At 67.5% G+C, this 13,923-nt stretch carries 14 protein-coding genes and 1 riboswitch; of the genes, 7 read left to right on the forward strand and 7 right to left on the reverse strand.

Annotated features, from left to right (window positions below):
* Positions 1-128: 128 nt before the first annotated feature.
* From cobN to ACFXNW_RS08170, 4 genes are all read right to left on the reverse strand, one after another.
* Positions 129-3,857, reverse strand: coding sequence for a cobaltochelatase subunit CobN (gene cobN / locus ACFXNW_RS08155; protein ID WP_379416922.1), 3,729 nt, complete (start codon positions 3,855-3,857; stop codon positions 129-131).
* A gap of 29 nt (positions 3,858-3,886) precedes the next feature.
* Positions 3,887-3,998, reverse strand: a riboswitch (cobalamin riboswitch).
* Between the two features lie 35 nt (positions 3,999-4,033).
* Positions 4,034-5,053, reverse strand: a complete 1,020-nt coding sequence (locus tag ACFXNW_RS08160; RefSeq protein ID WP_379417349.1) for an NADP-dependent oxidoreductase — start codon at positions 5,051-5,053, stop codon at positions 4,034-4,036.
* Positions 5,054-5,202: 149 nt separating this feature from the next.
* A complete protein-coding gene (locus ACFXNW_RS08165) occupies positions 5,203-6,234 on the reverse strand; it encodes a fused (3R)-hydroxyacyl-ACP dehydratase subunits HadA/HadB (RefSeq protein ID WP_379416923.1) in 1,032 nt (343 codons plus the stop codon).
* Positions 6,235-6,383: 149 nt separating this feature from the next.
* Positions 6,384-6,950: a TetR family transcriptional regulator gene (locus ACFXNW_RS08170; protein WP_379416924.1), complete on the reverse strand. Its 567-nt coding sequence runs from the start codon at positions 6,948-6,950 to the stop codon at positions 6,384-6,386.
* Between the two features lie 91 nt (positions 6,951-7,041).
* Here ACFXNW_RS08170 and ACFXNW_RS08175 point away from each other — a divergent pair, with 91 nt between their 5' ends.
* The 3 genes from ACFXNW_RS08175 to ACFXNW_RS08185 all read left to right on the forward strand — a co-directional run bounded on the left by ACFXNW_RS08175 (position 7,042) and on the right by ACFXNW_RS08185 (position 9,127).
* On the forward strand, positions 7,042-7,503 hold the full coding sequence (locus ACFXNW_RS08175) for a DUF4334 domain-containing protein (protein ID WP_379416925.1): 462 nt from the start codon (positions 7,042-7,044) through the stop codon (positions 7,501-7,503).
* A complete protein-coding gene (locus ACFXNW_RS08180) occupies positions 7,503-8,591 on the forward strand; it encodes an NAD(P)-dependent alcohol dehydrogenase (RefSeq protein ID WP_379416926.1) in 1,089 nt (362 codons plus the stop codon). Before ACFXNW_RS08175 ends, ACFXNW_RS08180 begins: the two co-directional genes overlap by 1 nt.
* A gap of 188 nt (positions 8,592-8,779) precedes the next feature.
* Positions 8,780-9,127: a hypothetical protein gene (locus tag ACFXNW_RS08185; RefSeq protein ID WP_379416927.1), complete on the forward strand. Its 348-nt coding sequence runs from the start codon at positions 8,780-8,782 to the stop codon at positions 9,125-9,127.
* Between the two features lie 47 nt (positions 9,128-9,174).
* On the opposite strand, the gene ACFXNW_RS08190 is transcribed toward ACFXNW_RS08185, so the two are convergent.
* On the reverse strand, positions 9,175-9,999 hold the full coding sequence (locus ACFXNW_RS08190; protein WP_379416928.1) for a helix-turn-helix domain-containing protein: 825 nt from the start codon (positions 9,997-9,999) through the stop codon (positions 9,175-9,177).
* A 114-nt stretch (positions 10,000-10,113) separates the two neighbouring features.
* Here ACFXNW_RS08190 and ACFXNW_RS08195 point away from each other — a divergent pair, with 114 nt between their 5' ends.
* Positions 10,114-10,896, forward strand: coding sequence for an alpha/beta fold hydrolase (locus tag ACFXNW_RS08195; RefSeq protein WP_379416929.1), 783 nt, complete (start codon positions 10,114-10,116; stop codon positions 10,894-10,896).
* Positions 10,897-11,039: 143 nt separating this feature from the next.
* Here ACFXNW_RS08195 and ACFXNW_RS08200 read toward each other — a convergent pair whose 3' ends face one another.
* Positions 11,040-11,372: an ArsR/SmtB family transcription factor gene (locus ACFXNW_RS08200; RefSeq protein WP_379416930.1), complete on the reverse strand. Its 333-nt coding sequence runs from the start codon at positions 11,370-11,372 to the stop codon at positions 11,040-11,042.
* On the reverse strand, positions 11,362-11,793 hold the full coding sequence (locus ACFXNW_RS08205) for an SRPBCC domain-containing protein (RefSeq protein ID WP_379416931.1): 432 nt from the start codon (positions 11,791-11,793) through the stop codon (positions 11,362-11,364). Before ACFXNW_RS08205 ends, ACFXNW_RS08200 begins: the two co-directional genes overlap by 11 nt.
* A gap of 211 nt (positions 11,794-12,004) precedes the next feature.
* Here ACFXNW_RS08205 and cobG point away from each other — a divergent pair, with 211 nt between their 5' ends.
* The 3 genes from cobG (at position 12,005) to ACFXNW_RS08220 (ending at position 13,911) form a co-directional block, all read left to right on the forward strand.
* Positions 12,005-13,189: a precorrin-3B synthase gene (cobG, locus tag ACFXNW_RS08210; protein ID WP_379416932.1), complete on the forward strand. Its 1,185-nt coding sequence runs from the start codon at positions 12,005-12,007 to the stop codon at positions 13,187-13,189.
* Positions 13,190-13,259: 70 nt separating this feature from the next.
* Positions 13,260-13,613: a type II toxin-antitoxin system RelE/ParE family toxin gene (locus tag ACFXNW_RS08215; protein ID WP_379416933.1), complete on the forward strand. Its 354-nt coding sequence runs from the start codon at positions 13,260-13,262 to the stop codon at positions 13,611-13,613.
* A 1-nt stretch (position 13,614) separates the two neighbouring features.
* Positions 13,615-13,911 carry a helix-turn-helix transcriptional regulator gene (locus ACFXNW_RS08220; protein ID WP_379416934.1) on the forward strand — a complete coding sequence of 99 codons (297 nt, stop codon included), beginning with the start codon at positions 13,615-13,617 and terminating at the stop codon, positions 13,909-13,911.
* Positions 13,912-13,923: the final 12 nt, after the last annotated feature.

A 13,923-nucleotide genomic window follows, 5' to 3' on the forward strand; every position in this document is an offset into this window, starting at 1 on the left:
CCGTGGCTACGCCCGCAGACGTAGTGGGGCAGCTACCCGGGCGCACAAGACAGGCCGAACACCCATCGCGGATCGACAGAGCGGGGCGCGACGAAGGACCTCCGGCGTCATCGCCCCGCTACTGGGATCTACTCCAGCTCGCCCTCGGTCTCCAGGTAGATCTGGCGCAGTCGGTCCAGCGTGCCCTGTTCCGGCGCGTCCCACAGCTTGCGCTCGGCCGCCTCGAGCAGGCGCTCGGCGATTCCGTGCAGCGCCCACGGATTGGACTGCTCCATGAACTTGCGATTGACGTCGTCGAAGACGTAGCTTTCGGCCAACTTCTCATACATCCAGTCCGCCACCACATCGGTGGTGGCGTCATAGCCGAACAAGTAGTCGACGGTCGCGGCCATCTCGAACGCACCCTTGTACCCATGCCTGCGCATGGCTTCGAGCCAGCGCGGGTTCACCACGCGGGCCCGGAACACGCGCGAGGTCTCTTCGGACAGCGTCCGGGTGCGCACCGCATCCGGGCGGGTGCTGTCGCCGATGTAGGCCTCGGGGTTCTTCCCGGTGAGCGCGCGGACCGTGGCCACCATGCCGCCGTGGAACTGGAAGTAGTCGTCGGAGTCGGCGATATCGTGCTCGCGGGTGTCGGTGTTCTTGGCGGCCACGGTGATCCGGCGGTACGCGGTGCGCATATCGTCGGCGGCGGGGGCGCCGTCGAGGTCGCGGCCGTAGGCGTAGCCGCCCCAGGTGGTGTAGACCTGCGCGAGGTCGTCGTCGGTGCGCCAGCTCTTGGAGTCGATGAGCTGAAGCAGGCCCGCGCCGTAGGTGCCGGGTTTGGAACCGAAGATGCGGGTGGTGGCGCGGCGCTGGTCGCCGTGGTCGGCGAGGTCGGCCTGGGCGTGCGTGCGTACGTAGTTCGACTCGGCGGGCTCGTCGAGAGCGGCCACCAGGCGCACCGCATCGTCGAGCAGGGCGAGCACGTGCGGGAACGCATCGCGGAAGAAGCCGGAGATCCGCACGGTCACGTCGACGCGGGGGCGGCCGAGTTCCTCGAGCGAGATCACCTCGAGCGTAGTGACTCGGCGGCTGGCCTCATCCCACACCGGCCGCACACCGAGCAGCGCGAGGACTTCGGCGATGTCGTCGCCGGAGGTCCGCATGGCGGAGGTCCCCCAGACCGAAAGACCCACCGAGCGCGGGTATTCGCCGTGATCGGCCAGGTAGCGCTCGAGTAGCGAATCCGCCATCGCCTGGCCCGTCTCCCACGCCAGGCGCGAGGGAACGGCCTTCGGGTCGACGGAGTAGAAATTGCGGCCCGTCGGCAGCACATTGATCAGCCCGCGCAGCGGAGAGCCACTGGGCCCCGCCGGGATGAAACCACCGTTGAGAGCGTGCAGCACGCGGTCGATCTCGATACCGGTCTCGCGCAGCCTCGGCACCACCTCGGTCGCGGCGAAACGTAGTACGTCGCGCACGGCCTCGAACCGCAACGCAGGAGTGGACGGCTGTTCGGCGGCCGGGTCTGCGTCCGAACCGGTTGTGCGCGTGCCGGACTCCGTCTCGGCCGACGCCGGTGCACTCGCGTCGATCTGCTGGGACGACTGCCCGCCGGAGATCGTGTCGGCGAATTCATCGACAATCCCGTCGACGGCATCGGCCGCCCAGTCCGCCGCCTGCAATGCCGCGACCAGCCCACGCGCCTGGCCCTCGACGACATCGACCCGCTCGCGAACCTCGCTACCGGATTCGTCCAGCCCCAAGGCTTCCCGCAAGCCGGGCACATTCCGTTCCCCGCCCCACAGCTGCCGCGCCCGCAGCATGGCCAGCACCAGATCGACCTCGGTTTCGCCCTCGGGCGCCTGACCGAGCACATGCAGGCCGTCGCGGATCTGGACATCCTTGATCTCACACAGCCAGCCGTCGACGTGCAGCAGCATGTCGTCGAAGACTTCTTCGTCCGGGCGTTCGGCCAGGCCCAGGTCATGATCCATTTTCGCCGCACGCATGAGCGTCCAGATCTGCTGACGGATCGCGGGCAGCTTCGCCGGGTCGAGGGTGGAGATGTTGGCGTGCTCGTCGAGCAGTTGTTCCAGTCGCGAGATGTCGCCGTAGCTCTCGGCGCGCGCCATCGGCGGGATCAGGTGATCGACCAGGGTGGCGTGGGCGCGGCGCTTGGCCTGGGTGCCCTCGCCCGGATCGTTGACCAGGAACGGGTAGATCAGCGGCAGATCGCCGAGGGCCGCGTCGGTGCCGCAGGAGGCGGACATGCCGAGCGTTTTGCCGGGCAGCCATTCCAGGTTGCCGTGTTTGCCCAGGTGCACCATGGCGTCGGCGCCGAAACCGCCCGCCGTCTCGGATGCCGACAGCCAGCGGTAGGCAGCCAGGTAGTGATGGCTCGGCGGCAGGTCGGGGTCGTGGTAGATGGCGACGGGGTTCTCACCGAACCCGCGTGGCGGCTGCACCATCAACACGACATTGCCGAAACGCAATGCCGCGATGACGATTTCGCCCTTAGGATCGCCGGAACGGTCGACGTACAGTTCGCCGGGCGGCGGGCCCCATGCTTCGACGACGGCCTCACGCAGATCCTGCGGCAGCGATTCGAACCATGCGGTGTAGGTGGCCGCGCCGATGCGGATCGGGTTGCCCTCCAGCTGTTCGGCGGTGAGCCAGTCGGGGTCCTGGCCGCCCGCCGCGATGAGCGCGTGGATCAATGCGTCGCCGTCGCGGTTGTCGAGACCGGGAATCTCGGCCGGATCCCCCAGGTCGTAACCGGCGGCACGCAACTCGGTGAGCAACCGGATCGCGCTGGCGGGGGTATCCAGGCCGACAGCATTGCCGATGCGGGCGTGCTTGGTGGGATAGGCCGAAAGCATCAGCGCCAGCCGCTTTTCGGCGGCCGGGATGTGGCGCAGTCGCGCGTGACGCGTGGCGATGCCCGCCACACGGGCGGCCCGCTCCGGATCGGGGACGTAGGTGGACAGTCCGTCGGCGTCGAATTCCTTGAACGAGAACGGGACGGTGATGATGCGGCCGTCGAATTCCGGCACCGCGACCTGGGTCGCCACATCCAGCGGAGACAGGCCGTCGTCATTGGTTTCCCACTGCTCGCGGCCACTGGTCAGGCACAGACCCTGCAGGATCGGCACGTCGAGTTCGGCGAGGGCACCCACATCCCAAGCCTCGTCGTCACCACCGGCGGACGCGGTCGCGGGTTTCGTGCCACCCGCCGCCAGCACGGTGACGACCAGAGCGTCGGCACCGCGCAGGGTGTTCAGTAGTTCCGGCTCCGCCGTGCGCAAGGAAGCGCAGTACAGCGGCAGCGGGCGGGCACCGGCCTGTTCGATGGCGGTGCAGAGTGCATCGATGTAGGCGGTGTTGCCTGCCAGGTGCTGGGCGCGGTAGTAGATGACCGCGACGGTGGGACCGTCGACCTCGGCGGCGTCGCGCTCGAGTTCACCCCAGCTGGGCAGCTGCACCGGCGGCTCGAAGCCGTGACCGGTGAGCAGCACCGTATCGGACAGGAAGTTGTGCAGCTGCCGCAGATTCTGCGAACCGCCGGCGGCGAGGTAGTTGTGCGCGTCGGCAGCGACGCCGACCGGGACCGTCGAACATTCCATCAGCTCGGCATCGGGTGCGAGCTCGCCGCCGAGCGCCACCATCGGCACGCCGCTGGCTCGGACCGCCTCCAGCCCCTCTTCCCACGCCCGCTTACCGCCGAGGATGCGCACGATGACGAGCTCGGCACCGTCGAGCAACGCGGGCAGGTCCTCCACCAGCAGCCGCGCCGGATTACCCCACCGGTAGTCGGCACCGCTGGCGCGCGCGCTCAGCAGATCGGTATCGGAGGTGGACAGCAGCAGGATCACGGGTGAGACCTTCCTCGGGTGACGCGCCCAACGGGTTATCGCTCGCCGGAGAGGGTCTGGCTGTTCACAGTGGCGCGACCGCACCGGATTTTCACCGGTTTCCTCATCGCCCGCCGAGCATCCGGATGCTACCGCGCCGGGCGAGGGGCGCCCGCATCGACCGGGGCGGGCGCACCCTATTCGGCGACCCGCACCAGCAGCTTTCCGACGTTCTTGCCGACGAGTAGACCCTGGAATGCGGGCACCGTCTGGTCGAGTCCGTCCACGATGTCCTCCAGGTAGGCCAGCCGCCCATCCGCGACCCAGCGGGAACCGTGGTCGAGGAACTCCGCCATCTGGGTCGGCGCGAACTCCGTTTGGATGAAGCCGCGGACGGTGAGGCTCTTGCGCAGAATCAACCCCATGAGCAGACCGAGCCGGTCGGGACCGGGCGGCAGTTCGGTCGCGTTGTAGGCGGCGGCGAGTCCGCACACCGGGATCCGGGCGAAGCTGTTGAGTCGCGGCAGCACCGCGTCCAGGACCGCACCACCGACGTTCTCGAAGTACACGTCGATACCGTCCGGGGTGGCCGCGGCCAGCTGCTCGGCGAAGTCATCGGCGCGGTGGTCGATGGCGGCGTCGAAGCCGAACTTCTCGGTCAGCAACCGGACCTTCTCTGGACCGCCGGCGATCCCGACGGCACGGGCACCCTCGAGCTTCGCGAGCTGCCCGACCGCCGACCCGACCGGCCCCGTCGCCGCGGCCACCACGACCGTCTCACCCGCCGACGGTTTACCGATATTGCGCAGGCCCGCGTAGGCGGTGAACCCGGGCATCCCGAGCACACCGAGCGCCGTGGTGACCGGCGCTCGCTGCGGATCGAGCGTGCGCAGATACGCCGCCGGTTCCACCGAATGCGACTGCCAGCCGCCGTAACCGAGCACGATATCGCCGGGCCGCACCGCAGTGTCGCGCGATTCCAGCACCCTGGACACGGTGGCACCCACCATCGTCGCGTCGATCGCCACCGGGGGCGCGTAGGACGGTGCGTCGCTCATCCGTCCACGCATGTACGGATCCAGCGACAGGTACAGCGTCTCGAGCAGTACCTGCCCTTCGCCAGGCGCGGGCAGCTCGACCGTTTCGGTGCGGAAATTTTCCGGCTGCGGCGCACCGACCGGACGGGACGCGAGCACGATACGAGTGGTCTCCACGATTCCTCCTGTGGGTCGGCGTGTGTTCGATGATGCGCCTCGCGGTTGTCGACAAGAACGGCGACCCGGTCAGGTCATGCTGGTGTCGAGCTCCCAGTCGAACTCCCATAGCCGCAGCTGTGTGCCTGCTGTACGGGTGCCTGTCCCGGCGCCTATCCGAGACGAACCTCAGCGGTCGCGAGCCCGAAGATCTTGCGTCCCCCCGACTTCGCGACGATAACGACGACAGCGGTCCCGGTCTCGGGGTCGACCGACTTGATCCGACCGGTGAACTCGACGCTCCCAGCGGCGGCGGCTTCGACGACTGTGTAGTTCGACAACCGGACCCCGTACCTGGTGATCGCGCCCGGGTCACCGAGCCACTCGGTGACGAATCCCGCCCCCAGGCCCATGGTGAGCATGCCGTGTGCGATCACATCGGGAAGGCCCGCGAGCGCGGCGACCTGGTCGTGCCAGTGGATCGGGTTCGCATCGCCGGAGACTCCGGCGTAATTCACCAGGTCGCCTCGCGTCAGCCGCACGACCCGGGCTGGAAGCTCGTCACCGACGGCGATGTCTTCGAGTCGGACCGCGGTACGCGGAACACGCGTCTGCGAGGTCGGGGAAAGGTGTGGGCCGGTCTCGGAAACCGGGATCGCCGCACTCTGCGCGGGCGTTGCCGTTGTTCGAGAGGTCGTGTCGAGACCGTGCATCACCACGCGTTCGATCGCGTCACCGACGTCTGGGTCGATGTCCTCGCCGGTGATGCCGACGACCGTCGTATGCATGATCTGCGCAACGGCGCCGGTGTGGTCGGTGAAGGTGTTGGTGACGGTGATCAGGTCCTTACCCGCGATGCTGCGAACCGCCGAGATTTCGACATCGCTGATCAACCGGTCACCGGTGACAACAGGCTGGTACATCTCGAAGACCTGATCGGTCTGCACGACCACGTCGTAGCCGGTGATGACCGTGTCGAAGAGTTTGCGGTTGGCCAACATCGCGGCGGTCGACAGAAAGGTGGTCGGCGCGACCAAGCCCGCGTATCCGAGCTCACGGGCAGCGTCCTCGGCCCAGTGCGCCGGATGGAAATCCTGCACGGCTCGCGCGTACTCGCGGATCTTCTCCCGGCCCACTTCGTAGTAGTCATCCACGCGATAGCGATGCCCCACCAGCCCAGCCACATCGAACGTCGTTTCCACCAAGCCGCTCCTAGCTCCGTACTCATCAGGGCTCGTGGTCGGCACCTACCTGGCCGAATTCACGAGCCACGTCCACTTTTCCACACAGCGACCCGGTCGGGTTGCTGACGGGCGCCGCCCCTCGAGGCACGTGCGTGCGCGGCGGCGGCCCGCTACGGCGCGACGAGGCGCTGGGCGGCGAGCACGGTGGCCGCTCGCTGGACAGCCAACCGATCACTACCTGCGCGTCGTTCGGCGAGGACGGCGTGCATGGCGGTCGTTCGGGCTAGATCGGTGAGCATCCGTAACAGGGCAGGTGCCGGGATATCGGCCGTGATCAGGCCCTTCTGCTGCCCCCGGCGCAGTTCGGCGAGTTTCGGGTCGATGGCACGGCGGACGGCCTGGGTGAGGTCCTCGTCCTCGGCGGGCTCGAGCTCCGACCAGGCCTGTAGGCGGGCGTTGTCGGGGTTGGCGACGAAGTGGTCGAACAGCCGGCCCACGTAACCGGGCATGTCGTCGGCGCGTAGCGCGGTCTCGGTGGTGGTTTCGCCGGTCCAGCGCTCGGTGACGGCGGCGTAAAGCTCGCGTTTGCCGGGGAAGTAGGCGTAGAGGCGGTCCTTGCTGGCGCGGGCGGACGCGGCGATGCGATTGATCCGCGCCCCGGCGATACCGAACTGCGCGAACTCCGCCTTCGCCGCCGCGAGAATCCGCTCCCGGGTCGCCTCACCTGCCGCACGCATGGCCGAATCGTATCTTGCCGAACCATCTGGTTCGGCACTATGGTCGTTCCCGAACCAATTGGTTCTGGACGCTCGGCGAGACGAGGACACGATGACCGCACGGTGGCAGGAACTGAGGGATCGAACCGAGGGTGTCTCGGTCGCCGAACTGGACGAGCTGTGGGGCAGGCTGCGGCCCGCGCGTGCCGAGGACATCCTCGGCGAATGGCGTGGCGGCGCCTTCCAGACCGGCCACCCGCTGTGCCGGGCGCTGCCGGCCAGCCGCTGGTACGGCAAGACGTTCCTTGCCCTCGACGACGCCAAACCGCTCATCTGCCGCGCCGAGGACGGCACTCTGTTCTCGAATGTCGAACTCGGCCAGGGCGAAGCGACCCTGTGGAATATCGAATTCCGCGGCGAGGTCACCGCGACGATGGTCTACGACGGGCGCGCGGTGTTCGACCATTTCAAATGGCTCGACGACACCACTCTGATGGGCATCATGAACGGGCGGCCCGAGCTGGTGCTCTCGCGCGGCGAGCATTTCTACTTCCTGCTGGAACGGGTGTCCTGATGCGCACGAGCGCTGTCGTGTCGCGTGACCCGTCGGCGGGGTTCACCGTCGAGACGGTCGATATCGACGAGCCGCGCGCCGGTGAGGTCCTGGTGCGCATCGCAGCAGCAGGTGTGTGTCATACCGATCTGGTGAGCCGGCGGGCGGGTGCCATCGACCGACCCGTGCTGTTGGGCCACGAAGGTGCGGGCGTTGTCGAAGCAGTCGGGCCGGGAGTGAGTGCGGTCCAGCCGGGCGATCATGTGGTGCTGACGTTCCGGCACTGCGGTGACTGCGTTAACTGCCGGGCCGGACGTCCCGCCTACTGTCGTCGCGCGAACGCGTTGAACCAGTTCGGGCGACGCGCCCACGACAGGCCGCGGGTGACCGTCGATGGTGCGCCGGTGCTGGACGGGTTCTTCCGGCAGTCGAGTTTCGCGGGGTACGCCCTCGCTGCCGAAGACAACACTATCGTCATCGATTCCGCGATAGATCCCGCCGTGGCGGCGCCGTTCGGCTGCGGATTCCAAACCGGCATGGGCGCGGTCCTCAACGTCTTGCGTCCAGAGCCGGGCTCCTGGCTGGCGATCTACGGTGCGGGCGCGGTCGGTATGGCGGCGCTGCTCGCCGCACGGACGATGCCCGATGTTCGCGTCGCCGTCGTGGAGACCTCTGCGGCGCGCCGCGAACTGGCCCGCGAACTGGGCGCCGACGCCGCCATCGACCCCGCCGAGTTTCCCACCACCCCCGCAATCCGCGACCTGACCAGTGGCGGCGCGACCCACGCACTCGACACGACCGGCGTCGCGAGCGTCCTCGGCGATGCCGTCGCCGCTCTCACAACGGGCGCGACGGTGGTGGCCGTCGGGCTCGGCACAGGCACACCGCCGGTCGACATCAGCGATATCGTGCTGTACGGCAAGACGATTCGCGGCTGCCTGGAGGGTGACGCGGTGCCGGGCGAGTTCATCCCCCACCTGCTGGGCCTGCATGCGCGTGGCCTGCTACCCGCGGACCGGCTCGTCACCCGTTATCCGCACACCGAGATCGGTACCGCACTCGAGGATCAACGCGCGGGCCTCGTCGTCAAGCCGGTTCTCACCTGGTGAGCCACCCTCATAGTCACGGCACGCACTGAAACTCGCCCGATCCGGGCGACTCCGCGTACGGCGCCGGCGGCGATGCGCAAGGATGCCAATCGGTGCGTCGGCCACCCCGGCACCGAGCAGGTAACGGTAGCTACATATTTGCCGACACAGGAGAACGAACCCTTTCCGCCCAGTGAGGAGCAGAATAGATGCGTTCCACCGTCCGCCGAGGGCTTGCCGCCGCCGCGATCACCGCCGCGGGACTCACCGCTTTCGCCCCGGCAGCCGCTGCCCAGCCGTCCATCTACAACCCGGTGATCACGCCGTGCAGCCACAAGTTCCGCACGCCGCTCGACGCGCCACGTCCGGGCACCGACGTCTATTGGAGCCCGTTCGGCACCGGCGGCATCGTCTGCTTCGACGACGGCACCGGGATGGAGAACTACTATCAGCGCGATCCGTGGGGCCGCTGGCACGATATGAACGAACTGATGGCCGGCCACTTCTTCTACGTGGTGTTCAGCTCGACAGTGCCCGACCAGGCCACCTGGGGATAAACCGCTACCCCGGCGCCCGCTGGGGGGGTGTTCCGGATTCGCGGGGATCAGGTTGCCGGCCAGGCGACTTCGTCGATCGCGAGCCACGGCGCCCTCGCGACGGCTGCCGGGGTCATCTCGGTCATCGCCTTTGTTCGGCGGTGCAGATGGGATTGGTCGGCATAGCCGGCCTCGACGGCGGCATCGGCAGGCAGGCGCCCTGCTGCCAGCAGATGGGCGGCATGGTCGAAGCGGACGAGTTCGGACGCATGCTTGGGCGAGACTCCGAGATGTGCCCGGAAGCGAGACCAGAGCCGCTGGCGGGTCCAGCCGGTCTCTGCGGCGAGGGCCTCGATGCGGAGCCGGCCTCTGGTGCGGACGGTCTGGTCCCAGGCGTACGCGATCTCGGGTGCGACACCGAATCGGCGAGGTACCCGGCTTCGAAGGAACGTGGCTGCGAGGGCGAATCGGTCGTCCCACGACGGCGTCGAACGGAGTCGCTCGGTCAAGGTGGCGACGCGCCTGCCCCACAGTTCCGGCAGCGGTATCACGGCGCCGCCGATGATGTCGGAGTCCCGGAGAATCGCTGCGGCGATGACGGGTGACATGCGGATCTGCAGGACCTCGCCGACCCCTGCACTGCTGATGCGCACGGGGCCGGCATGTAGGCCGACGATCGCGTTTCCCTTGGCCGGGCGCCCGAGAACGTCGTAGGCGACCCCGTGCTCGCTGAGATCGAGCAGGAGTGTGACCAAGGGATGCGGGATCATCGTGATGTCAACGGGGGCTGCGTCGTGGTACCGGAAGCCCGCCATCCGGACTCCCGGAGTCGATGGTCGAACCGGGACGGTGACGTCGACCCGACTCCAGTCCCATCGGCCCGTTGCGATCATGCCTCCCAGGCTAGCCGGAGCACGATAGCGTGACATTCGTCCAATACGGCGTGACGATCCCGCGACGAAGCTGTCGGTATGAGCGAATCGAGTCCCACCCGGACACGTGCTGACATGACAATCCATGGATTACATGTCGCCATTGACGGGCATCCCGCGGCACCGCCCATGCTCCTCATCCACGGCTCGGGCGCAACCGGTTCGATGTGGGCACCGGTGGTGCCGTCACTCGCCACCAAGTACCGCGTGATCACGATCGACCTTCCGGGATGCGGCCGGTCTACGCCGGCATCGACGTATGCCGTTGCGCAGCAGGCGGATCGGACCGCGGCGGTGTTGGATGAGCTCGGCATCCGAAATCTGACGGTGGTCGGCCATTCCAGCGGAGGGTACATCGCTACCGCCCTCGTGGAGCGTCGTGCGGACCTGGTCGGCGAGCTGGTTCTGGTCAGTACGGGGCCGAGTCACGCGGCGCTTCTCCCCGAACCGGCGATCATCCGGATGCTCTCCTCACCGCCGTTCGGTCCGCTCGTGTGGGCGATTCGTACCGACTCGATGATCCGCCGCGGGCTGGCAGCGACCGCGGCGGGCACGATCACGGTGCCCGACAGCGCCGTGGCCGATATGCGAAGAACGTCGTATCGAGCTTTCCGCGCGATTCTCGCCTCCTACGTCGACTACATCGCCGAGCGGACGGTCCCCCAGCGCCTCATCGACACCGGAAAACCCCTCCTCGTGATCTTCGGAGATTCCGACCCCCGGTGGGACCCGGCATCGGCGCATCAGTACGAGGCGGTGCCGGGTGCCACGCTGGAATACCTTCGCGGAGTAGGGCATATGGCGATGCTCGAGGACCCCGACGCCCTCGCCCGCTTGATTCTCGACCGGGCACGCTAGGCCGTCAGGAACGTGTCGACAGCTCCTGCTGCCACGTCAGCCGAGTGTGGCAACGGCTTCTGAACGGGAATACTCGAACACGTTGTCAATGCTGAGCATTCCCACGACGACACGTCTCCATCTCAGGCAGTACCCGATCAGTCTCAGGCTCGATCGAGATGGTGCTTCAATACATCGAGCCTGCCGTCCCAGTCGCGGGCGAGCGCTGCCAGGAATTGCTGCGCCACCCGCATGGGCGCCGAATGCAACCGGTAGCGCACCCGGCGCCGCTCCCCCGGCTCGGCAGTCACCAACCCGGCCTCCGAAAGCAGCGCAAGGTGTTTCGCGATCGCCTGGCGGGTGATCGGCAGACGGGCCGCCAGATCGGTGGCCGTCGCGGGCCCGCCCGACGCCAGCTCCGCCAGGATCGCGCGCCGGCTCGGGTCGGCCAGCGCGACGAATACCTGTTCGGCGATCGCCTCGTTCTCAGGCAGCATCGAGGTAGGTCACCAGCTCACCGAGTTCCTTCATCCACCCGTCGACATTGCCCGAATGCGCGGTCTTGTGCGCCTCGCCGTCGAGTTGGGCGAATCCGGTTTCGACAACCGTCAGCCGCGTACCGGTCCCCACCGGCTCCAACGTGAACTCCACGTAAGTGCGTCGCGGGTCGTCGGCGGCCAATCCGTAGATCGGCCAAGTGAATCCGAATATCCGTGGCTCCTCCACCCGCTCGACCCGCAGATCCTGACGATCACCCTCGTCCCATCGCATCCAGGCCTCACCTCCAGGGCGCAGATCGATCCGCGCTTCGTTACCGAACCACGTGCCGAGCCCTTCCGCCGTGGTAATCGCCGCCCACACCTTCTGCGGTGGATGCGCCAACTCGACCGTCCGCTCGATCCGATCAGGAAAACCCATGACTTCCTCCTTGAGTAGCAACTTGTTGGTTGCAATAGTATGGCAACCAATTGATTGCGTCAACAGCTGAGGGCGCATTACTGGCCGAGCAGGCGCATTACTGGACGCAACCGCCGCTCCACTGAGGACGTCGCCGGCGGTTGAGGGAGCTGATGGCCCGGCGCACCGCCGATCCGAAGCCACCTGCGCCGCCCCGTAAACTGGGCGGATCATGGCGCGCACTGAATCGGATTCCTGCCCCGGGGTGCTGCGGCTGCATGAGGCCGCCGACGGACCACTGGCGCGCATCCGGGTGCCCGGTGGACGGCTCGAGCCGGAGCAATTGCAGGTGTTGGCGGCGGCCGCCGAAGAACTCGGCGACGGCAATATCGAGCTGACCTCGCGCGGGAATGTGCAGCTGCGGCAAGTACGGGATGCGGGTGAGCTGACTGCGCGCCTGGAGGCGGAGGGGCTGCTGCCGAGTCGCACACATGAGCGGGTGCGCAATATCGTCGCGTCTCCGCTGTCGGGGAGAGTCGGCGGGCTGGCCGATGTGCATCCACTGGTTCGCTCGCTGGATGACGGCCTGCGTGCGGCAGCGCGGCTCGCCGCGTTGCCCGGGCGAGTGTTGTTCGCGCTGGACGACGGGCGCGGGGACGTCAGCGCCCTCGGTCCGGATATCGGCGCGCACGCAGTCGATGGTGATGAGTTCGCCCTCCTGCTGGCCGGGCGCGACAGCGGCATCCGAGTCTCGACAGCTGATACGGCGGATGTTCTGCTGGCAGCCGCACACGGATTCCTCGATCTCGGCTCCGGCCAATGGCGGTTGCACGAGATCGACGGCGGCGTGGACCGTCTCACCGAATTACTGGGCCTGACGCCGGGGCCGCAACGACTCGACATCGGTGCCGCACCGCAACATCCGATCGGCTGGTTCCCACAGGACGACGGCCTGGTCGCGTTGGGCGCCGGCGTGCGCCTGGGATCCCTACCCGCCCGCACCGCCGAATTCCTCGCCGCCGTCGAACGGCCGGTATTCCTCACCCCGTGGCGCTCACTGGTCATCACCGACCTCGATGAATGGCCCGCCGAACAGGTCGTGCGAGTGCTCGCCCCGATGGGCCTGATCTTCGACGCCAACTCCCCATGGTTGCAGCTCACCGCCTGCGCGGGCCGCCCCGGCTGCGCCAAATCCCACACCGACGTCCGCGCCGACGCCACCGCCGCCATCGAATCCGGACGCATACTCCCGCCCGGCACCGATACCCCGCCCATCGACACCCCCATCCCCGCCGATCAGATCGTCGCCGCAGGCCGCCAGCACTGGTCGGGCTGCGACCGCCGCTGCGGCCGCCCCACCGGCGCCGTCACCGACGTCATCGCCGGTCCAGACGGATATCGCGTCACCCAGCCCTGAGGGACCGTCCGCTAAGCAGCGGCGTGATTGCCCATATCAACGGTGGCATATATCATCAATGGCATGAAAAATGTTCGACATTGAGGTCGAACCCGAGGTCAGGGCATGGCTGGAATCTCTCAGCGAGGAACACTATGGTCGCGCAATGTACCGGGCAGACATGCTCGCCGAGTCGGCAGGCACGCTCGGCGAGCCTTACTCGAGGCATTTGGACGGCAAGGTTCGCGAGTTGCGTTTCAGCCTCGATGGCCGTTCCGTGCGTATTACATACTGGCTGGCACCCGAGCGGCGTGTCATCCTGTTGACCGTCTTCTACAAGACGCGCCAGCGCGAATCGGCGCAGGTCGTACGTGCGGTGCTGGCGCAAAAGGAGTGCGAGGCCGAGCACGGCCATGCAACCGAGGTTTTCGAGAGGGAGGTCTGACATGAGCGAGAACAAGCATGTCAGGTTGAATACCGACCGCGAGCTGGGCAGTCACGGAGAGGCGGTGCGCGCGGGGTATGAGGCCGAAAAACGAGCAGTCGAACTCGGCCGGGCAGTCCGCGAACGCCGCGAACGCCTCGGCTTGTCACAATCGGAATTGGCCCGACGCGCGGGAACCAGTCAAGCTGCCATCTCCAGACTCGAGGCCGGTGAACACGTCCCGACGCTGAACCTGCTCGACAGGCTGGCCGCAGCCCTCGACGCGACGGTAGACATTTCGTTCACGAGCGCAGCCTGATCGAGTAGGCGC

The sequence above is a fragment of the Nocardia sp. NPDC059180 genome, assembly GCF_042754945.1.
Classification (GTDB): domain Bacteria; phylum Actinomycetota; class Actinomycetes; order Mycobacteriales; family Mycobacteriaceae; genus Nocardia.

What these genes read in the sequence shown, in the direction of transcription:
- ACFXNW_RS08175 (WP_379416925.1), top strand. Translation starts at nt 7,042, where the DNA reads ATGACCGCACGGTGGCAGGAACTGAGGGATCGAACCGAGGGTGTCTCG.
- ACFXNW_RS08200 (WP_379416930.1), bottom strand. Translation starts at nt 11,372, where the DNA reads ATGCTGCCTGAGAACGAGGCGATCGCCGAACAGGTATTCGTCGCGCTG.
- ACFXNW_RS08215 (WP_379416933.1), top strand. Translation starts at nt 13,260, where the DNA reads ATGTTCGACATTGAGGTCGAACCCGAGGTCAGGGCATGGCTGGAATCT.
- ACFXNW_RS08180 (WP_379416926.1), top strand. Translation starts at nt 7,503, where the DNA reads ATGCGCACGAGCGCTGTCGTGTCGCGTGACCCGTCGGCGGGGTTCACC.
- cobG (WP_379416932.1), top strand. Translation starts at nt 12,005, where the DNA reads ATGGCGCGCACTGAATCGGATTCCTGCCCCGGGGTGCTGCGGCTGCAT.
- ACFXNW_RS08205 (WP_379416931.1), bottom strand. Translation starts at nt 11,793, where the DNA reads ATGGGTTTTCCTGATCGGATCGAGCGGACGGTCGAGTTGGCGCATCCA.
- ACFXNW_RS08220 (WP_379416934.1), top strand. Translation starts at nt 13,615, where the DNA reads ATGAGCGAGAACAAGCATGTCAGGTTGAATACCGACCGCGAGCTGGGC.
- ACFXNW_RS08170 (WP_379416924.1), bottom strand. Translation starts at nt 6,950, where the DNA reads ATGCGTGCGGCAGGTGAGGCGACCCGGGAGCGGATTCTCGCGGCGGCG.
- ACFXNW_RS08185 (WP_379416927.1), top strand. Translation starts at nt 8,780, where the DNA reads ATGCGTTCCACCGTCCGCCGAGGGCTTGCCGCCGCCGCGATCACCGCC.
- ACFXNW_RS08195 (WP_379416929.1), top strand. Translation starts at nt 10,114, where the DNA reads ATGACAATCCATGGATTACATGTCGCCATTGACGGGCATCCCGCGGCA.
- ACFXNW_RS08190 (WP_379416928.1), bottom strand. Translation starts at nt 9,999, where the DNA reads ATGATCGCAACGGGCCGATGGGACTGGAGTCGGGTCGACGTCACCGTC.